Source organism: Geotalea uraniireducens Rf4 (assembly GCF_000016745.1).
Taxonomy (GTDB): Bacteria; Desulfobacterota; Desulfuromonadia; order Geobacterales; family Geobacteraceae; genus Geotalea; species Geotalea uraniireducens.
Genome location: NC_009483.1, coordinates 2,428,625 through 2,448,573 on the forward strand (window position 1 = coordinate 2,428,625; position 19,949 = coordinate 2,448,573).

Sequence of the window (19,949 nt, forward strand, 5' to 3'; positions counted from 1 at the left end):
CTCGCCGCCCTGATTTCATCCTTGATTTGAAATCGGAATAAGTGTGCATTTGCCGATGGTGGAATTGTGTAAATATAGCAAATTATCGGCCATGATGGCAATTAAAAGAAAAGGGGCCGCTCTGATCAAGCGGCCCCTTTATTATATGGCAGTTAAGGTTAAGAAATACGTCTTCTCAGTCCTTACGAATTTTGTGCGTCGACTACTGCAATCGCAGCCATATTGACGATGTCGCTTACGTCGTCGCCCCGCTGGAGGACATGCACCGGCTTGTTCATTCCCATCAGGATCGGACCGATGGCCTCGGCTCCACCCAGGTGGTGGAGGAGCTTGTAGCAGATGTTTCCCGAGTTCAGGTCAGGGAATATGAGAACATTGGCCGCTTCCTGAAGGGCCGCAAAGGGGAAGCTCTTCTGCAGGATCTCCGAAACGACAGCGGTGTCCGACTGCATCTCGCCGTCAACGATGAGGCCCGGAGCCTTTTCCTTGACGATCTCCACCGCCCGCTTCACCTTCTTTGCCAGAGGATGGTTGACCGACCCGAAGTTGGAAAAGGAGAGCATGGCAACGGTTGGCTCGATGTCGAGCAGGCGCGCCTTTTCGGCAGCGAGGATGGCGGTCTCGGCAAGCTCCTCGGCAGTCGGTTCGATGCTGACCGTGGTGTCGGCCAGGAGGAAGATACCCTTCTTGAAGACCATCATGTAGAGGCCGTGGACGCTGGAGAGTCCTGGCTGCTTGCCGATCACCTCCAGGGCGGGGCGGATGGTTTCAGGATAATGGGTATCGATACCGGCAAGCAGGGTATCCGCGTCCCCCTGACGCACCATCATGCAGCCGAAATGGGTGCGGGATTTGCGGGTCATCAGGCGCCGGGCCTCGGAAAGGGTCAGTCCCTTGCGCTGCCGCAGGCGGAAGAGCTCCTCCGCGTACGCTTCGGATTTTTCAAAAGTGGCCGGGTCGATGATCGACACGCTGCCGTTGAAGTCGAGCCCCAGCTCCTCCATCTTCGCCGTAATCTTGTCATGGTTCCCGATGAGGACCGGGTGGGCAATCCCCTCTTCGATGAGGATGTGGGCCGCCCTGAGGATTTTCTCGTTGTCCCCTTCCGGGAAGACGATCCGTTTCGGATCACATTTGGCCTTGTTGATGAGTAGCCGCAGGGTCTCCTTCGCCTTTCCCTGCAATGCCTCCAGGTGCTCGATGTACTTGTCCATGTCGGCAATCGGCTGGCGGGCAACCCCTGAGTCCATCGCCGCCTTGGCGACAGCCGGGGCTACCCGCAAGAGGGCGCGGGGGTCGAACGGCTTGGGGATGATGTAGTCGCGGCCAAAGGAAAACTTGACATTGCCGTAGGCACGGCAGACCGAGTCCGGGCACTCCTCCCGGGCCAGTTCGGCCAGGGCGAACACCGCCGCCTTTTTCATCTCCTCGTTGATGGTGGTGGCCCGTACGTCGAGGGCGCCGCGGAAGATGAAAGGGAAGCCGAGGACGTTGTTCACCTGGTTGGGGTAGTCGGAGCGGCCGGTGGCTACGAGAACGTCACCCCTAACCGCCCGAGCCTCTTCCGGGGTTATTTCCGGGTCCGGGTTGGCCATGGCGAAGATGATCGGGTTGGCTGCCATCTTGCGCACCATCTCCGGGGTGAACGCCCCCTTGGAGGAGAGGCCGAACAGAACGTCCGCCCCATCTGCGGCTTCTTCCAGGGTGCGGAGCTTTGTTTCGACGGCAAAGCGCTCCTTGTACTTGTTCATCCCCTCGGCGCGCCCCTTGTAGATGACCCCCTTGGTGTCGCACATTATCAGTTTTTCCGGTTTTACGCCCAGGGAGATGGCCAGGTTGGCGCAGGCGATGGCTGCCGCTCCGGCGCCGTTGATCACCAGCCTGATTTCGCCGATCTTCTTGCCGATCAGTTCCAGGGCATTGATGAGGGCAGCGGAGGAGATGATGGCAGTACCATGCTGGTCGTCATGGAAAACCGGAATGTTCATGGTTTTCTTAAGTTCTTCCTCGATATAGAAGCATTCCGGAGCCTTTATATCCTCAAGGTTGATGCCACCGAATGTGGGCTCAAGCAACTGGCAGACTTTAATGACTTCATCCGGGTTTTCAGAATTAACTTCGAGGTCGAAGACATCAATATCGGCAAAACGCTTGAAAAGAACCCCTTTACCTTCCATAACCGGTTTGCCGGCAAGCGCTCCGATGTTGCCCAGACCCAAGACGGCAGTTCCGTTTGAGATTACGGCAACCAGATTCCCTTTTGCGGTATATTTGAAGGCGTCTTCCGGGTTTTTTTCAATTTCCAGGCAAGGTTCGGCGACACCCGGAGAATATGCCAGGGAAAGATCTCTGGAGGTAAGACATGGTTTTGAAGAAATTACTTCTATCTTTCCTTTACGACCGCTTGAATGGTATTCCAGTGCATCCATTTTTTTTGTCATTAAAAGTTTCCTCCTGGCAAATTGACCTGTTTTTACTGTGGGTAAAATTTAGTTTGACGTCTAATTGTAACATGGTTTCTGAAAACCTAGTAATACCGAATGGTGATACATTACTCACTTTGATTATTGGTTGTCAAGAATTTATTCCCGGTAAAATAGAAAAACATTTTATTTTTAAGTTAATCATACTCTAAAAAGTTGTAAAGTTAGTGTATTTAAGATAATAATCCTGATATTTACAAGTGCAAGAAGGGAAGCGTGCATATGGAAAGAATTTGGGCTCCATGGCGGATGGAATACATCGAAAATTGCAAGCCGGCCACCTGCATTTTTTGTGTCAGCAATGACGATGGCCGGGACAGGGAGCGGTTAATTCTTCATCGCAGCACCCTGTCGCTGGTAATGCTGAACCGTTACCCTTACACGAACGGACATCTCATGATCGCACCATTTCGTCATACCGCCGATATGAGTACTCTTTCAGAAGAAGAAATGCTGGATCTCTTCAAGACTTTGAATCTTTGCCGCACCATCCTGCAGGAAACCGCCTCGCCGGAGGGATTCAATATCGGCATAAATCTTGGAAAATCAGCAGGAGCCGGCATTGACGACCATCTGCATTTGCATATTGTGCCGCGATGGAACGGTGACACGAATTTCATGTCCGTTATCGCTGATCTGCGGGTTATGCCGGAGAATCTGTTGACAACCTATGACCGGCTCCGTCCCGCTTTCCTTGCTGCACGAAAGGTGACGGCATGATGTCGGGTTCTGCCGAGAAAATCTGCATCGGCATCGATGTCGGGGGGACAAATCTCAGATTTGCCCTGGTAGACGAACTGGGTAAGGTTTTATTCAGGGAACGTCGATCGACAGAAATTCACCAAGGAAAAGAACAGTTTCTCAAACGGTTTTTCTCGGTTATCGCGTCATTAAGAACCTGGGCTGACTCTTCCGGCAAAGAGATCGTTGCCATAGGTGCAGGTGTGCCGGGACTCATCTCCAATGATGGGATCATTTATTCATCGGTGAATCTTCTGCCGCTGGAGGGACTTAATCTTCGCGAATTAATAACTGCCGCCGCCGGTTTGCCGGCCATTGTAGTCAATGACGCCAATGCTTCGGCATGGGGCGAAAAGTGTTATGGCGCAGGCAGGTCGATGAACTCTTTTCTCATGCTCACCTTGGGCACGGGTGTCGGTAGCGGCCTTGTACTTAATGACAAACTTTGGACCGGTTGCGATGGGGTGGCAGGAGAGTTTGGTCACGTTACAGTTGAACCCGATGGTAAACCTTGCCCATGCGGCAACCACGGCTGCCTTGAACAATACGCCTCTGCAACGGCCCTTGTTGCAGAGGCTGGCGAGGCCATCCAGGCTGGGGGAGGGGGAGCGCTTGCCAATGTTCCAGCTTCTATGCTCAATGCCGAAGTTCTTGCCGATGCTGCCCATGGTGGTGATGCGCTCGCCAAGGCCATCTTCGAGAATGCCGGACGCTATTTGGGAATTGCCTCTGCTGCTGCGGTAAACCTCCTGAATCTGGAGGGCATAATTTTGGGAGGCGGAGTGGCTGCAAGTTACGACCTCATCGTCGAACCTATGCGGCGTGAAATTCTTGCCCGTGCATTTGCCATTCCGGCCCGGAGAGTCCGTCTCGTCAGGGCGGAATTGGAAGACGATGCGGGCATTCTCGGTGCTGCCGCAATGGCGCTGGCCAGCGTTAAGTCTGACTTATCAAATGAATGAATTACTTCCTTCAAAGGAGCGTCTATGAAAAAACGTATCGGCATACTTACCGGTGGTGGCGATTGCCCTGGACTCAACGCGGTTATCAGGGGCGTGGTAACGGCTGCCATCATAAAATATGATTGGGAGGTTGTTGGGGTTGAAGACGGATTCGATGGCCTTTTGAACAGTGAAAAGTGTCGTCAACTTTCACTGGAAGATGTGCGCGGCATTCTTCCCCGCGGAGGGACCATACTCGGTACAACAAACCGGGGAAATCCCTTCTCATATCCTGTCGAAAAAAATGGTAAAATCGAATATATTGATATTTCCGAGAGCGTTATTGACCGTATCAAGGCTATGGGTATCGATGCCCTTGTGGTTGTAGGTGGTGACGGCTCATTGAAGATCGCCATGGAACTGATGAGCAAGGGGGTTCCCATTGTCGGCGTACCGAAAACTATCGATAACGATCTTATGGAAACCGATGTGACCTTCGGCTATAACACAGCCCTGGAAACTGCCACCGATGCCCTCGACAAGCTGCATTCAACCGCGGAAAGTCATCATCGTGTCATGATAATGGAGGTGATGGGGAGATATGCCGGTTGGATAGCCCTGGAATCGGGAATTGCCGGTGGTGCCGATGTCATTCTTATCCCGGAAATCCCATTCGACATTAAAAAAATCTGTCATGCCATTGATGAGAGACGCAAAAAGGGGAGCCGGTTCAGCATTATAGTTGCAGCTGAAGGTGCTTTCCCTGATGGAGGTAAACGGGTCGTAAAGCAGAATGCCGACTCTGCCCATTCCATTGAGCGCCTGGGAGGAGTCGGTGAGTATATCGCCGGGGAACTTTCAGGCTGTCTCGACATGGACGTCAGGGTGACGGTACTGGGTCACCTGCAGCGCGGCGGTTCGCCATCGACTTTCGATCGCTGCCTCGGTAGCCGCTTTGGGGTCAAGGCCCTTGAACTCATTGCTAAAAACGAATTCGGCAGGATGGTCTGCCTGAATGGACGAAGCATCAAATCGGTTTCCATAGAAAAGGCTGTAAGGAAACTCAAACTGGTCGATCCGGACGGTGAGATGGTAAAATGCGCCGAAGAGTTGGGGATAATGCTCGGCAGATAAGGTTTAAGAATTGACTTTACCTAATGCCTGCCTTAGACTGGGTGCGGTTATTATATGAAACGACCGGCCTGTACGGTCAATTCGGTACCGGAGGTTGATAGTACATGGGTAAACAACTAGGCTCTATAAAAAGAAGTCAGCTCTATGCTGTTTTGGGCTTGATCCTAGGGATCGGCGCACCGGTAGGCTGGACAGTTGTGCGTCTTATTTTTTTTCGTGATAATGCGCTCCCTGCCTGGTCACAGGTGTTGCCAGATGTGATAAAAACCCCGTATAACATCTCACTCTATACCTATATGGGGATTGGGACGGGGTTGATGCTTACCTTTCTGGGCCATTTTATAGGAAAGGCCAGTGACGAACTGCACAAGAGGGCTGTTGAACTGGATATCCTGCACCGGGAGGTTGCATCACAAAAGGAAATATTCGAAAACCGTTATAAAGTTCTCGACAACAACATCAAAAACTTTCATCAGATCAGCAGCCGGATTCAAAAATCCATTAATATTCAGGAAGTACTTTCCCTCTGTGCCGAGGGACTTCATGACATCCTTGGCTATGAGAGGGTAAACCTCCTGATGGCGGATGACGAGAGGAAGGAATTGTGTTTTGTTGCAGCGACAGGATCCGACAACTTTGACAGATCCAACATTGCCCTACCTCTTGATAGCCGGAGCGGCATCATATATAAATGTTTTACTGAAAAAAAATTATATCTTATTGATAACATCAACAAATACCCATCGGAATTTCATCTGAAACCTCCCTATGATACGATCCATCCCCTTCGCTCCCGCAGTTTTGTTCTTTGCCCGATAGTGGTCAAGGGTGAATCGGTGGGGGTTTTCGGCATAGACAACAAACTGAGCCAGAGGGCGTTAAACGACACCGACTCCGATACCATAAAGCTTTTTGCCGATCAGGCCGCTTCTGCAATAACAAGGATCAATCTCCTGCAGGCAATCGATACCTTGACCTTGGAACTGGGAAAAACCTTTTCCGAGCTCCTGCAGAACAGGGAGATATATTCCCGTAATGTATTCAATCTTAAATCATCTGTAGGCTCACTGGCCGATAGCACTGCACATATCGCCTCAGCCTCCGAAAGCGTCATGGCCTCCGTGGATGATACGAGCGCGTCTGTCAGCGAAATCTCGGTTGCAACCGAACAGGTTACCAGGAATCTTGACTTTCTTTCGGAAACAGTGGACAAGTCGGTATCCGCCATGGAAGAGATTACCAGGTCTTTAAAGCATGTGGAAAACAACACCGTCGTTTCACATAACGTATCCAGCCAGGTTAAATCGCACTGCGATAAGATCAGGACAGTGGTAACGGAGACGATTGCCTCTCTGGCGGAAATCCAGAAGGCGGTAGAACTTTCCTATGAGGGAATCAAGCGTCTAAGCGAAAACAGCACCCGTATCGACAGCATCGTCAATGTCATCAACGACATTACCAAGCGCACCAATCTGCTGGCCTTGAACGCCTCTATCATTGCCGCACAGGCCGGTGAATTCGGAAAGAGTTTCGGCGTAGTCGCTGATGAAATTCGCAACCTTTCCCTTCAGACCGGTCTATCCACCGGAGAGATTACATCGATTATCGAAGAGATAATGAACGAATCGAGGCTTGCTGCAGACAATATAGCCATCACGAAAGAACTGGTGCAGAAAGGCGTCAAGCTTGGTCATGAGACGGGCGCGGCATTAGGCATGATTGTCGAGAGTTCGCAGCATGCCATGGAAATGACCGAACAGATCAAGAATGCCACTGAAGAGCAAACTACAAGCGTCCAGTTGGTGACCCAGTCCATCGAAGATGTGAGCACGATGACCTCACAGATATTCAACGCCTCGAAGGAGCAGTCGAACGCCACCAGAAATATCGCCTATGCCATCGATTCGATAAAGACGATGACTCAGGAGATGGTCAATTCCACAGGGAGACAGGTGGAAGATGGCACTGAAATAAGAAAGTCCGTGGAAGCGGTCAGTTGTATGGTGGTCGGTATTTTCGACGATTTGGAAAAGCGCCAGGAGGATAGCGGTGCGGTTGTTCAGGAACTGGAGGTCATGAAGGCAAACGCCGGCTAAATAGTGTCCATCCGGAAACCTCGGACGAGAAACTAGTGGACATTTACACATTTCGTGTGCTACAAATCGAACATTGTTCCAAAAACGCGGACCGTAACATGTGCGGATCCAATGCGTTTCACGAGTAAACACAATTAAATACCGCCAGGATTCCATGTGAACCGGGACGGGAGGCAATAGCTAAAAAGAGATATGACTCTCTTTTGACGTTTATAAGCGCCCTCCGTTTCGAGGGCGCTTTTTTTGTCGGAGAAAGACGTTGAAGAAAACAAAAACCATTCTTGATATTCTGAAAATGAAGTCTGACGGAGAGAAGATAACAGTACTTACCTGTTATGATTATGCGACTGCCGGGATCATGGACGGCTGCGGCATCGACATGATACTGGTCGGTGATTCAGCGGGCGTTGTCTGCGCCGGTTATGACAACACCCTCCCTGTAACCATGGAAGAAATGATCTATCATACCAAAGCGGTTATGAGGGCGAATCCCAAGGCGTTGGTTGTATCGGACATGCCGTTTCTTTCCTATCAGATCGATCTCGCAACGGCCAGACTTAACGCCGGCCGCCTTATAAAAGAGGCTGGCGCCGCGGCCGTCAAATTGGAAGGTGGCCTCAATGTCGTTGCGACCATAGAGGCAATCGTCGCTATGGACGTCCCAGTCATGGGGCACATTGGCCTCACACCCCAATCTCTTCACCGTATGGGCGGCTATCGGGTGCAGGGGCGAAAGGATGAGCAGGCTGAGAAACTGCTTGCCGATGCCCGTGCCGTTGAGGCTGCCGGTGCCTTTGCCGTAGTTCTCGAAGGGATTCCGATGCGGCTGGCCGAGCGTATCACGCGGGAATTGACCATTCCAACCATCGGCATCGGCGCCGGTCCATCCTGCGACGGCCAGGTACTGGTAATACACGATATCCTCGGGTTGTGCGAAAAATATTCACCGAAATTCGTCAAGCAGTACGTTGATCTCAAGCCGATCATGGCGGAGGCGATAAACTCATACATCGCAGAGGTAAAAGGCGGCGCATTCCCTACGGAAGGACATTCTTTTCACTGATGAAGCTTATTGAATCCATAGAAGAAATGCAGTCCACGGCTATCAATGCCAGGCAGGCCGGTAAAACCGTTGCCCTGGTCCCGACCATGGGGTATCTCCATGCAGGCCACGCTTCGCTCATGGATGAAGGGCGAAAGCGTGCGGACATTCTGGTTGCGAGCATCTTTGTCAATCCCACCCAGTTCGGAGCTGGAGAGGATTTCAACACGTACCCGCGAGACCTGGAAAAGGACAAGCTGATAGCAAAGGCTGCCGGGGTGGATTATATCTTCGCGCCCAAGGCTTCGGATATGTATCCGACCGGATATCAAACGTACGTGAATGTGGAAAAGTTGACTCGCCCTCTCTGCGGTGCGAGCCGTCCCGGCCATTTCCGCGGCGTGACGACGGTGGTGGCCAAGCTGTTCAATATCGTCATGCCTCATCTGGCCCTGTTCGGCAAGAAGGATTTCCAGCAGTTGACGGTAATCCGGCGCATGGCGGCAGACCTGAACATGACCGTGCAGATCGTCGGCATGCCGATTGTCCGCGAGTCAGACGGGCTGGCCATGAGCTCCCGCAATGCATACCTGTCCCAAGCCGAACGTCAGAGCGCGCTCTGTCTCTCCCTTGCACTGCAGTCGGTCAGGGGCGCATTTCGCTCAGGAGAAAGATCGGTCGAAGCTCTCAGGAAACTGGCTCTTGATATAATCAACGCGGAAGCATTTGCTGTGATCGATTATGTGGAATTTTATCACGAGGCAACGCTCACCGAGGTCGAACAGGCGGATGACCGGACATTGGTAGCATTGGCTGTAAAAATCGGAAAAACCAGGCTTATCGATAACTGTGTATTAGGGGAGGATTAATCAGATGGACAGAAAAATGCTCAAAAGCAAGATCCACAGGGCGACGGTAACGGGCGCCGACCTTCATTACGAAGGGAGCATCACCATTGACAAGGACCTAATGGAAGCCGCCGACATCATCCCTTACGAAGCGGTTTGCATCTGGGATGTGGATAATGGCAGCCGTTTCGAGACCTATGCCATTGAGGGGGAGCGCGGTTCCGGCGTTATCTGTATCAACGGGGCCGCGGCACGTATGGTTGCGCCGAAGGATCTGGTAATCATAGCAAGTTTTGTTAATATGAATAATGAAGAAGCCCTCAAGCACGAACCAAAACTGGTCTTTGTCGATGATCAGAACCGGATGCTCCCTGCACGCAAGGAAGTAGCAGGGCAGGGGACTTTGAAGAAGGTTGCCTGGTAGCAAAAAGCAGGCGAGTGGCACGAGGCTGAAGGTGAAAGCTTAACCGGGGTATTCATGCAGATATTTGCCGCTTCATACGTGCTTCCCATATCGTCACCACCTATTGCGGGTGGAGCTGTTGCTGTGCATGACGGTCGGATCATGGATGTCGGGACGCTTGATAATCTGCGTGCCGCCTGGAATGCGCCGGTCCTGGATTACCCCGACAGCATCATGATTCCCGGCCTGGTTAATGCCCACGCACACCTGGAATTAACCCATTTCCCCGCCTGGAAGATGCGTAAAGACCTCGATTATGCACCCAGAACCTACGTCGACTGGGTGATTCAGGTCATCAAGATCAAGCGCGGGCTTGAAATTCAGGAGCTGGAGGCGTCCTTGCTGGAGGGGATTCGCATATCCCTTGAAGCAGGAACAACTGCCATCGGTGATGTCATCAGCGACCGGAGACTACTCCCAGCCTATAACGGCTCAACCTTCACCGGCAGGCTATTTTTCGAAGCGTTGGGCCAGGAACCCGCTTCGTGCAAAGCCCTTGCAGGCAAGCTCGAAGAAACGCTCCGCACCTTCAGTGCACGCGATATCCTGCCGGGTCTGTCACCCCATGCCCCCCATACCCTTTCTCCGGCTTTTTTTCAGGATCTGAAACGACTCGCGGAGTCTCTGTCGGTTCCCCTGATGACACACCTGTCGGAATCTCCTGAAGAAGCCGCTTTCATGCACGATTCTACGGGAAGAATTGCCGAGTTGCTCTATCCCTTCGTCCACTGGGAGGATTATCTGCCAGCGCCGATGCGCACGACTTCCGCAGCCTATCTTGATAGCCTTGGCGTCCTGGATTCATCCACCATAGCCGTCCATTGCGTGCACATCACCCCTGCCGATGCGGAAATTCTCAAAAAGCGCGGCGTTCGTGCCGTCATCTGCCCCCGAAGCAACGACAAGCTCGCTGTTGGCAGAGCGCCTGCTCACTTATTGAAAACGGCAGGAATTCCACTGGCGCTTGGTACTGATTCCCTGGCCAGTAACGATTCCCTTTCCCTGTGGGATGAAATGCGCTTTGTTTTAGCCGATACCCCGGACGCATTCACCCCTGAAGAGCTTTTGCGCATGGCTTCTTTGGGCGGGGCCGAGGTGCTGGGACTGGATAAGGAAACCGGGTCGCTGGAGAAGGGGAAAAGAGCCGACTTTCTGGTGATCGGCAATCCTAAAGGTGCGTCTGGTAAGGATATGCATCGTGCACTGATAGAAGAGGGGCGATTGGCTGAAGTATTTGTCGCCGGTGTGCCGATTACGGTATAATCCGGATCAAAAGGAATTTTAATTATGCGACATGCCCGTATCTTGAGACTTGTCCTGATCTGGCTGATAATTTTTTCTACAACCGGCGCCGCATGGGCGAAGGTCATGCGCCAGTACCAGGGGAAGCTCAACATCAACAGCGCTTCAGCCGCCGATTTTAGCCGCCTTCCGGGGGTCGGCGAGGTGATCGGGTTCCGCATCGTCAAGGAACGGGAGCACCGGGGAAAATTCTCCGACATAAAAGATTTGCAAGGGGTGAAAGGGATTTCACCGCGTATTTATAACGGCATTAAAGGCTATGTTGCAATGCAGGGGGAAAGCAAGCTTCAGGTCCATATCGACCTGAACACCATCACTAAATCCCTTCTGCTCGGCCTCCCCGGAATGACCGTCGGTGAGGCGCGATCCATCATCGGTTATCGCAAGGCCAAGGCGTTCACATCCGTCGAAGAGCTGAAGCAGGTACCGGGCATCGACGAAAAGCGCATGCACGAGCTTTCGGAGTGGCTAACCGTTGTCAAGCAAAGAAGATAAATTATGTCCTTATTCCCTTGCACTATTCATGCTGAATTTGCTAACATGTAGATATGTCGGAAAAGTTGATCTGCAACAATAAAAAAGCCTATCACGATTACTTCATCGAGGAGAAGTTCGAAGCGGGCATGGTGCTCAAGGGCACCGAGGTAAAGTCGCTGCGAATAGGCAAGGCAAACCTGAATGATTCGTTTGCCCTGGTGAAAAACGGCGAGGCTTTTCTGCATAATCTCCACATTTCCCCCTACGATTTCGGCAACCGTGAAAACCACGATCCTGATCGGATGCGAAAACTCCTCCTCCACAAGAAGGAGATCGGCAAGCTCTTCAGCATGATCCGGGAACAGGGATACACCGTTGTGCCGCTCCGGCTCTATTTCAAGGACGGCTTGGTCAAGGTCGAAGTGGGGCTGGCCAAAGGTAAAAAACTTTACGACAAGCGCGAAGACATGAAAAAGAAGGATATGCGCAGGGATGTTGCGGTAGCTTTGAAGGAAAGAAACAGATAGAGGCGGTCGATAGTCGTCGGTTAATGGTAAATTCATTCACAACAATTGATTCACAACGATTTTTCTATCGACCATAAACCATAAACTGATTTAAACGGGGGTGTAAAGGTTTCGACGGGGGTAATAAGCAAAGGTTGCATGCCGAGGTCCGGGTGGCTCGTTAAACAATCCGGGACGTTTTTAAACGCCGATAATTATAATTACGCTTTAGCAGCTTAATAACCTGCTAACGATCTACCGCGCCTCTCCCATGGGTTAGGATAGATCGTCATTTTAGTGGGATAGCCGAGGGGAGGGCCTGTGGTCCCGAGGCGAAACTTTAGCAGGATCGAAATCCAGATATCCCGGCCAGTGGAGCTTTGGATGGCTAAAATAAAAACTGGTATAAGCATGTAGACGCCTTTCGTGTACGATCTTCGGACGCGGGTTCGATTCCCGCCACCTCCACCATTTGAATGAATTCGAACCATCGTCAGGTTCGGTTTCAGATTCGGAAAAATGCCCCTTAGGATTTATCCTAAGGGGCATTTTTTATCGAAAATTATTAGCGGCTGACCTTGCAGGAGGCGGTAAGGTATTCTTTCCCAGCTTTGGTATTGTGGTATACGTTCTGAAGTAAGGCGTTTTAGTGAGGCAGATTTGCTGATGGCAGGATAGCGGATATGATAAATGGGATGGCTTTTTCTCATTGCAATTTTAAAAGTATACGCCGATAAAAATATATTTAATAGCCTGTTTTTTTAATTTTTAAGTGCTAAATTTAAATCAGCTGGAAGGAAGCAAATACTGCACAAGGAGGGTAATACTATAGACGATACTCCACCAGGCAGGTTAAATAAGTGAAAGCTGTAACGACCCGGCGGCAACATTAACCGGAACAGACCTTGAAAAGGTATCCAGGAAGTTAAGAATAAAAGAAGCCCACCTAACATATGGTGGGCTTTTCATTTTCAAGAGCAGTAGAACAGTTACCTTGCGGCATTATTCAATACATGATTACCTGCCAGATCATGCCTACCTTGCCACAAAATGATTTCTTGATAAAATAATAGTGTAGATAATTGCAGCGTTGTCCGGTTTGGTTTTTGCTTACGTCCCGTAGGGACAGAATACTGGTAGCCGGGGAATTCATTCCCCGGTCATCCAGGCGAAATATCATCACGTCACGTACGTGACGTGGGGAAATATAGCATCTCATCCGGGGGATGAATCCCCCGGCTACATTCGAACGCCCCTAATGGGGCTTAACAACCTTGATGCACAAACCAAACCGGACAACGCTGAGATAATTGAAATAAAGGTGATTCCAATGCTGATCCGTGTCCAGTATGATGACGAATCCTTTGGCATGGTCGATGATACGATTCTTGAGACCATGATATCGAGAGATATAATAGTGGGTTTTCAGCGTTCAAGCGGGTGGGTAAGAATTGGACGTGATGAGGTAAGGGCTCCAAGAGTAGAAAGAAGGCGCAGTGGTGCTCTGATAAATATTTATGTTTAGATAAGCTGCCTGACCATCCCATACGCACCCATCATCTATAACCCCGAGTAATATAAGTTTTCCAATAATCAGCAACATAAATCCAAATATTTTACGGTAGTTGCCGCATTGTAATGCATGGGGCATCTACAGCAACGGGTATTGATTATCATGGAAACCATATCATCCACAATTATTGTGGATAACTCACCTGTAGCTGTGGATAAGGATAAAAAAATAACGTATCGTCAAGCACTTTTGCGTTATGCATAACAGATAGGCAGGATATGTAACTACCTGTAATTACTTGTCAATATAAATGTGCATGTGTATACAGTATATTTTGAACCATGTAATCCCTGGCGATACAAAAAACAAATGTAAAAAGTGCATAACTACAAGTAACTACTACAAAAAGTAATGAGTTCTAATTATCGGAAAGGGGTGTTCGTGAACCGATCATGGCGCCGTTGTGTCGTGGCGCTAACCGCCTTTCTCGTTGACTTTAGCCGGTAAAGGGTGTAATAAACTTGCGTAATTTTGCGGTGTTATGGGCGAAAGGTGATGGAGTGCGAACGCCGGGGGATAATGAAGTAACGAAAGCCGCCATTGTCAGCATGGTGCTGAATGCGGCTTTTGAGTTTGTGCTGACTGTTTCCCAAACCGTAGATTGATTTATAATGATTTAACCGGAATATACCGGGTTAGGCTTAACCTGGTGGAGGTACTATGATCCTTAACACCGATCACCTTAGGCGTTGCATCCGGACAATGCAATCGTCGCTGACCCTGTATGAACAGGCTGAGTCGGAGAGCATCGACCAGGAAGTCTTTCGCAACGCCATCGTGAAGGGATACGAGTTGACGCAGGAAACCGCCTTCAAACTGCTGAAAAAGGCCCTCAGGGACTTCGGGCACGGGGCAAAGAAGCTCGATGCTACGCCGATTAAGGAGATCTTGCGTCTTGCCGCCACCCATGGCCTAATGACGCTGGAAGAGGTGGAGCGCTGGTTTGCCTACCGCGACAACCGCAACAGCACGGCGCACGATTACGGCGAAGGCTTCGCCAAAGAGACTTTGGTCCTGCTTCCCGGGTTCATTGCTGACGTCACCCGGCTGGAAGCCATGCTCCGCGAACGGTTCGGCGAGAAAGACGACAATGCCCAGGCTTGATGCAGCTGCCCTCCATCTTCTCCCTCGCTACCTGGAGTTGGTGCGTACCGTGCTAAGCCGCCACCTTCCCCAAGCGGAGGTGTGGGCCTATGGCAGCCGCGTGAACGGCGATTGCCATGAGGCCAGCGACCTCGATCTGGTTGTGCGCAATCCTGCCGCGTTCGATGAAGTTCTGCCCGACCTCCCTGACCTCAAGGAAGCCCTCGTGGAGAGCAACCTCCCCATTCGAGTAGATGTGGTAGATTGGGCGCGAATACCTGAATCGTTCCGCCGGGAGATTGAACGGGCGTATGTGGTGGTGCGTAGGGGCGGGGAAGAGTAAATGGTGGAAAGTGCCGGTGAGAGCCTCATTGACGAAAATCTGAAAACGGAGCTTTTGCGGTAAATGATGGAAGAGATCATCAGGATAGATACAGCCGACGAACAGGGGAAGCCACCGGAAGAGGAAGGGATAGAAATCCCCCTGGACAGGATAAACCCGGATACGCTGCGCAACATGCTGTCGGAGTTTGTCACCAGGGAATGGGCGGATGAAGAATGCACCCTGGAAGCGAGGATCGAACAGGTCCTGGGCCAGTTGCGCGAGCATAAAGCCAAAGTAATGTACGACTTCAGAACGGAAACCTGGAATATTGTCCAGTGCCGATGACATACCTCGCCGATTTGACCCTCCACTTCGTTGATCATCACTGTCCAGCCACTAATTACAAGTAGCGAAAGGTTGACACCAGGCGTTTCCAGGGTGTAAATAGAAGGCTGTTTTTATGCGATATGGGAGTTTTGGGGATGGGTGAAAAAAAAGCGGAAAAGCGGTCGTGCTGAGGGATAAAAACCGCCTTGGTCAATGATTTCTGACCGGCGGCTTTTTTTCGTATAACAGCGGACATATTGGATAAATTGAAGGAGAAATATAGATGGCAATGACAGTTGAAATCAAAGGCAATAAGCTTTGCATCGAAATTGACCTGGAAAAGCCGACACCCTCTGCATCCGGGAAAACCCTCGTGGTTGCCAGCACCCGGGGGAATGCCGTTACCACGGCTGAGGTTGACGGTAAGCCGGTGACGATAGGGTTGAATGCGTATATCAAGCCGTGAGGGGAGCGGTATTGGGGACTGAGAGAATTGTAAAAGTGATTTTTTATGATTCTCATGCTTTTGTGACCCCCATGTTCTTGGGAGAATTACATTGTCTCTTGAATGTTGATCAAATAGAATGTCAATCGGCTTCATGACTTATTCTGTCACACAAGTGTGATAAGGAGATAGAATGGAGATTCCTGCACATTACAGAGGCCGCGAACAGGCACTCATAAAGCATCAACTTCTGGAGACCTATCTCTACAAGCTGTTCATGATTGTTGGACAGCACCAGCCAACGATCTCCTATGTCGATTGCTTTGCTGGCCCATGGCAGGTGGCATCGGACGATATGAGCGACACGTCAATAGGTCGCTCACTTTCTACCATGAAAAACTGTCTTGAGAGCCTTCGGGATATGGGCCACAATGTCCGTTTCCGTGCCCTGTTCATAGAGAAGGATGTGACTGCATACCACCGGCTCAGAGGATATCTTGACTCCCTCGACACTCCTGTCGAGACCGAATCATTCCATGGTGAGTTCTACAATGTTCGCCACAAAATCCTCGATTGGTGTGGCCCAGCAGGATTTACCTTTTTCTTTGTCGATCCACTCGGCTGGAAGGGCATCGTCGAGGTTCCCACGCTGGAACCGTTTCTTCAGCGGCCTAACTCCGAATTCCTCATAAACTTCATGTTTGAATTTATTCTCCGAGCGCATGACATACGCAAGCATGAGAAGGACATGATCGCAATTTTCGGCCAGGTTCCCCAGACAGATGATATGACACCCGACCAGAAGGAATCCTACTTGGTTAATCTCTACCGGGCGAATCTGAAAAGAGTCCAACCGTTGCGGGGTGGTAAACCACGCTCCGTTACAGTACCGATCCAGCGTCCTGGCAAGAATCGAACTCTCTACCATCTCGTCTACCTGACCCGTCATCCTCTCGGTATTGTCAAGTTCATGGAAGCATCGGAGCCCCTGGACTTCGTTCAGAAAGCTGTCCGCATACAGGCGAAGCATGATAAAAAGATTGAGACGACAGGACAATGTGAACTTTTTGGTGCCCTCGAAAATGTCAAGATAGAGCAAGGAAACGTCCCTATCTCCGTGGTCAAGGAATACTGGCTCAGACAGCTTACTTCTCAACCACAATTATTCGGCATAGACAAACTCGCCGACATGCTCGAAGAAACAGGCTGGTTCGAAAGCAATTTTCAAGAAGCCTTCCATGAACTTCAGAGGGAAGGTAAAGCAAAGAACCTCGATGATGCAGAAAAATCCAAGCGTCGGAAGAAGTTCGTTCATTTCGACGCGAACCGCAATTGTGGCGAGCGACTGGCAAAGGTGATACGATGAGCACACAAACATCAATAGAATGGACCGAGCAGACCTGGAACCCCGCTGTGGGATGCAGCAAGGTGTCTCCCGGCTGTGCCAACTGCTATGCTGAGGCGATGGCCAAGCGCCTGCAGGCTATGAGGGTGAAGGGCTACGAAAACGGCTTTGCCCTGACCCTGTTACCCAATCGGCTGGAAGAGCCGCTGAAGCGGACCAAATCAACCATCTACTTCGTCAACTCCATGAGCGATCTTTTTCATGAAGAGATCCCAGACGACTACATACGACAAGTGTTTGACGTGATCCGCCGAGCGCCGCAGCATACCTTTCAGGTGCTGACCAAGCGAGCTGAGCGGATGGCTGAATTTTTCCGGAGTTATGAACCACCAAGAAATGCTTGGCTGGGGGTGACGGTGGAGGATCGGAAATTCGGAGTTCCCCGTCTGGACTGGCTTCGCCAAGTGCCGGCACACATTCGATTTGTCTCCGTGGAACCGCTGCTGGAGGATTTGGGGAAGCTTGATTTGACCGGGATTCACTGGGTCATCGTCGGCGGAGAATCGGGGCCGAAGGCACGCCCGATGCAGCAGGAGTGGGTGCTGAACATCAAACGCCAATGCGACGAGCAATGTTCCGCCTTCTTCTTCAAACAGTGGGGAGGATGGGGCGTTGATGGTAAGAAGCGGGCGAAGAAGGAAAATGGGCGGTTGTTGCAGGGTAGGACGTGGGACGCGGTGCCGTTAGCATCGACACCCCCCAATGTTCAACAGTTTGAAATTGCAGGCTCGTGAAGTGGGTGGTAGATGCCTATTTGAGATTTTGTAAAATGTGTAGCTCCGGTACTTATGTTTTCCGCTTATGTTTTCCGCTGGAAACGAGGATCGAACAGGTTCTGCACCAGCTGCGCGAACGTAAAGCAAAAGTAATGTATGACTTCAGAACGGAAACCTGGAATATTGTCCAATGCCGATGACCATACCTCACCGATTTGACCATCCACTTCGTTGATCATCACTATCCAGCCACCAATTACAAATAGCGAAAGGTTGACCGATCACGTCAACTCCATCTGGACCATTCGATGGTTGTTAACAATTACAGCTTGATTTTACTGTAATTGAGCCATATAATACCCGTAAAACATTGCAAGGGGTATTTTATGACCCGAAACAGTTTGAGTAAAGAAGGGTTGCCGACCCCAGCGCAGCAGGCGGTCGAGGTGTTGGGAAGAAACATCCGGATCGCCCGCAAACGCCGGGGCTGGAGCCTGGACGAGATGGCCGGGAGCATGCTGGTAACTCGCAAGACCCTCTCCCGACTGGAGAACGGCGATCCGGCAGTGGGGTTGTCCGTGTTGGCCGCGGCCCTGCATGTGCTGAACATGACGGACGATCTGAAGAAGGTTGCAACCCCGGAGAGCGATTCGGTGGGGATGTTTTACGAAAAACAGCGCCTGCCCCGGCGGGTCGGGAAAAAGAAGACTTCTGCTGACGATCTTGATTTCTAAGGATGCCTGTCTTGGCCCGAGAACACAAAGTATATGTCTTCATTTACCTTCCCGGCGAGACCACGGCGGTTCCGGCTGGGCTGTTCACCCATTACCCCGATGACGGCATCGGCCGTTTTGCCTATGGCCGCCGTTACCTGGAGCGCCCTAACGCCCTGCCGGTGGACCCTGTGGCGCTGCCTTTGGGTGGCATGCCCAGGGATGTCACCACCAATGGCGGTCTGTACGGCGCCTTCCGTGACTCGTCTCCCGATTACTGGGGGCGGCTGGTTGTTGCCGCTGAAGCACGCATGCCGCCCGAAGCCCTGGATGAAACGGATTATCTCCTGCGCGCCAATGCATCGAGGATCGGTTGCCTCGATTTCCGGGCTTCGCTGGAGCAGGGTGAACCCGTGGTCGGACCGCCCGGTTTTCAATCGCTGGCAGAACTTCTGGATGCCGCTTCGGATCTGGCAGCCGGAAAACAGGTCAGACAGGATCTGCTGCGGCTTCTGGAGCAGGGTTCGAGCGTCGGCGGCGCCCGGCCCAAGTGTACCGTAGAGTTGGATGATGCCCTCTGGATAGCCAAATTCCCGGCCAAGGACGATACGATCAACTTCCCCAAGGTCGAGTACGCCACCATGACCCTGGCGGGGAGGTGCGGGATCAACGTGCCGACAATGCGTGTCGTGGCTATCGGCGGCAGGGATGTGCTGCTGGTGAAACGCTTCGACCGGCACAAGTCTGGCGGCGGGTATCAACGGTTCGGTTTCCTGAGCGCCCTGTCACTCATGGAATGGGACGAACGGGACCGCACAGAGTGGAGCTATCCGGCCCTGGCGGACAGGATGCGCGCAACCATTCTGGCCCAGCGGGCACAAACCGGGGAACTCTTTCGCCGGATGCTGTTTAACGTGCTGTGCCGGAATACGGACGACCATCCCCGCAACCACGGCTTCCTGTGGGGCGAACGGGCAACGGCCCTTTCCCCGGCCTATGATATTGTGCCGTCATTGGCCCGGCCCGGCGTAACCACTGAATTTTCCCTTTCCATGTCCCTGGGCGAAAGGGGCAGGGAAGCGACCCTGGCCAATGCCGTGAGTATGCATGCCCGCTTCGGGCTGACACGGAGTGAAGCGGAACAGGTCATCGACGACATGCGGGCCTGTGTGGCGAAGTGGGAGCAACTCTTCATCACCTGCGGGGTTTCCGAGGCGGACAGGGATGCTGTCCGGGCTTCGTTTGCCGTGGCGACGTCGTAGTGGCGACCGGTCGTTCGCTCCGACATCATTCGATGGCATAACTCGCCGATTCCACTTCGTTGATCAT

22 protein-coding genes and 1 other RNA gene are annotated in these 19,949 nt (G+C 51.6%); 22 read left to right on the top strand and 1 reads right to left on the bottom strand.

The genetic code is table 11. The features are described 5' to 3' along the window. Window positions 1–182 precede the first annotated feature (182 nt). On the bottom strand, window positions 183–2,441 hold the full coding sequence (locus GURA_RS10515) for an NADP-dependent malic enzyme (protein WP_011938965.1): 2,259 nt from the start codon (window positions 2,439–2,441) through the stop codon (window positions 183–185). 264 nt (window positions 2,442–2,705) lie between these two features. Here GURA_RS10515 and GURA_RS10520 point away from each other — a divergent pair, with 264 nt between their 5' ends. From GURA_RS10520 to GURA_RS10610, 22 genes are all read left to right on the top strand, one after another. Further along, complete coding sequence (locus GURA_RS10520) at window positions 2,706–3,203, top strand: HIT family protein (protein ID WP_011938966.1); 498 nt, start codon at window positions 2,706–2,708, stop codon at window positions 3,201–3,203. After that, entirely contained in the window at window positions 3,200–4,186 is a 987-nt protein-coding gene (locus tag GURA_RS10525; protein WP_011938967.1) for an ROK family protein, read from the top strand. The genes GURA_RS10520 and GURA_RS10525 overlap by 4 nt, the downstream gene beginning before the upstream one ends. A 24-nt stretch (window positions 4,187–4,210) precedes the next feature. Further along, window positions 4,211–5,299 (top strand): 6-phosphofructokinase, encoded by a 1,089-nt coding sequence (locus GURA_RS10530; RefSeq protein WP_011938968.1) that lies wholly within the window; start codon window positions 4,211–4,213, stop codon window positions 5,297–5,299. 104 nt (window positions 5,300–5,403) lie between these two features. Then, window positions 5,404–7,395 (top strand): methyl-accepting chemotaxis protein, encoded by a 1,992-nt coding sequence (locus tag GURA_RS10535; RefSeq protein ID WP_011938969.1) that lies wholly within the window; start codon window positions 5,404–5,406, stop codon window positions 7,393–7,395. A gap of 259 nt (window positions 7,396–7,654) precedes the next feature. After that, window positions 7,655–8,458 (top strand): 3-methyl-2-oxobutanoate hydroxymethyltransferase, encoded by an 804-nt coding sequence (gene panB / locus GURA_RS10540; RefSeq protein WP_011938970.1) that lies wholly within the window; start codon window positions 7,655–7,657, stop codon window positions 8,456–8,458. Beyond that, window positions 8,458–9,306: a pantoate--beta-alanine ligase gene (panC, locus tag GURA_RS10545; protein WP_011938971.1), complete on the top strand. Its 849-nt coding sequence runs from the start codon at window positions 8,458–8,460 to the stop codon at window positions 9,304–9,306. The genes panB and panC overlap by 1 nt, the downstream gene beginning before the upstream one ends. Before the next feature lie 4 nt (window positions 9,307–9,310). Then, window positions 9,311–9,709 carry an aspartate 1-decarboxylase gene (panD, locus tag GURA_RS10550; RefSeq protein ID WP_011938972.1) on the top strand — a complete coding sequence of 133 codons (399 nt, stop codon included), beginning with the start codon at window positions 9,311–9,313 and terminating at the stop codon, window positions 9,707–9,709. A gap of 54 nt (window positions 9,710–9,763) precedes the next feature. Next, the gene (locus GURA_RS10555; RefSeq protein WP_011938973.1) at window positions 9,764–11,011 is read left to right on the top strand and encodes an amidohydrolase family protein; all 1,248 of its coding nucleotides are present in this window, start codon (window positions 9,764–9,766) and stop codon (window positions 11,009–11,011) included. A 24-nt stretch (window positions 11,012–11,035) separates the two neighbouring features. Continuing rightward, the gene (locus GURA_RS10560) at window positions 11,036–11,545 is read left to right on the top strand and encodes a ComEA family DNA-binding protein (RefSeq protein ID WP_011938974.1); all 510 of its coding nucleotides are present in this window, start codon (window positions 11,036–11,038) and stop codon (window positions 11,543–11,545) included. Between the two features lie 53 nt (window positions 11,546–11,598). Further along, on the top strand, window positions 11,599–12,054 hold the full coding sequence (gene smpB / locus GURA_RS10565; protein WP_011938975.1) for an SsrA-binding protein SmpB: 456 nt from the start codon (window positions 11,599–11,601) through the stop codon (window positions 12,052–12,054). Between the two features lie 96 nt (window positions 12,055–12,150). Further along, window positions 12,151–12,504, top strand: a transfer-messenger RNA (tmRNA) gene (gene ssrA / locus GURA_RS23425). 787 nt (window positions 12,505–13,291) lie between these two features. Further along, complete coding sequence (locus GURA_RS10570) at window positions 13,292–13,558, top strand: GSU3473 family protein (RefSeq protein ID WP_041245396.1); 267 nt, start codon at window positions 13,292–13,294, stop codon at window positions 13,556–13,558. 509 nt (window positions 13,559–14,067) lie between these two features. Continuing rightward, entirely contained in the window at window positions 14,068–14,211 is a 144-nt protein-coding gene (locus GURA_RS24260; protein WP_157046177.1) for a hypothetical protein, read from the top strand. Between the two features lie 55 nt (window positions 14,212–14,266). Further along, complete coding sequence (locus tag GURA_RS10575) at window positions 14,267–14,710, top strand: nucleotidyltransferase substrate binding protein (RefSeq protein WP_011938977.1); 444 nt, start codon at window positions 14,267–14,269, stop codon at window positions 14,708–14,710. Further along, complete coding sequence (locus GURA_RS10580) at window positions 14,697–15,032, top strand: nucleotidyltransferase family protein (RefSeq protein ID WP_011938978.1); 336 nt, start codon at window positions 14,697–14,699, stop codon at window positions 15,030–15,032. The genes GURA_RS10575 and GURA_RS10580 overlap by 14 nt, the downstream gene beginning before the upstream one ends. A gap of 63 nt (window positions 15,033–15,095) precedes the next feature. Beyond that, entirely contained in the window at window positions 15,096–15,359 is a 264-nt protein-coding gene (locus tag GURA_RS10585; RefSeq protein WP_011938979.1) for a YheU family protein, read from the top strand. A 265-nt stretch (window positions 15,360–15,624) separates the two neighbouring features. Then, on the top strand, window positions 15,625–15,807 hold the full coding sequence (locus GURA_RS10590; RefSeq protein ID WP_011938980.1) for a hypothetical protein: 183 nt from the start codon (window positions 15,625–15,627) through the stop codon (window positions 15,805–15,807). Window positions 15,808–15,979: 172 nt separating this feature from the next. Next, window positions 15,980–17,152 carry a three-Cys-motif partner protein TcmP gene (gene tcmP / locus GURA_RS10595; RefSeq protein ID WP_011938981.1) on the top strand — a complete coding sequence of 391 codons (1,173 nt, stop codon included), beginning with the start codon at window positions 15,980–15,982 and terminating at the stop codon, window positions 17,150–17,152. Then, window positions 17,149–17,925, top strand: a complete 777-nt coding sequence (locus tag GURA_RS10600) for a phage Gp37/Gp68 family protein (protein ID WP_011938982.1) — start codon at window positions 17,149–17,151, stop codon at window positions 17,923–17,925. Before tcmP ends, GURA_RS10600 begins: the two co-directional genes overlap by 4 nt. A 35-nt stretch (window positions 17,926–17,960) precedes the next feature. Then, window positions 17,961–18,107 (top strand): YheU family protein, encoded by a 147-nt coding sequence (locus tag GURA_RS24265; protein WP_232279021.1) that lies wholly within the window; start codon window positions 17,961–17,963, stop codon window positions 18,105–18,107. A 186-nt stretch (window positions 18,108–18,293) separates the two neighbouring features. Next, a complete protein-coding gene (locus tag GURA_RS10605) occupies window positions 18,294–18,641 on the top strand; it encodes a helix-turn-helix domain-containing protein (RefSeq protein ID WP_011938984.1) in 348 nt (115 codons plus the stop codon). Between the two features lie 11 nt (window positions 18,642–18,652). Continuing rightward, entirely contained in the window at window positions 18,653–19,882 is a 1,230-nt protein-coding gene (locus tag GURA_RS10610) for a type II toxin-antitoxin system HipA family toxin (RefSeq protein WP_049818913.1), read from the top strand. The last annotated feature ends 67 nt before the right edge of the window (window positions 19,883–19,949 follow it).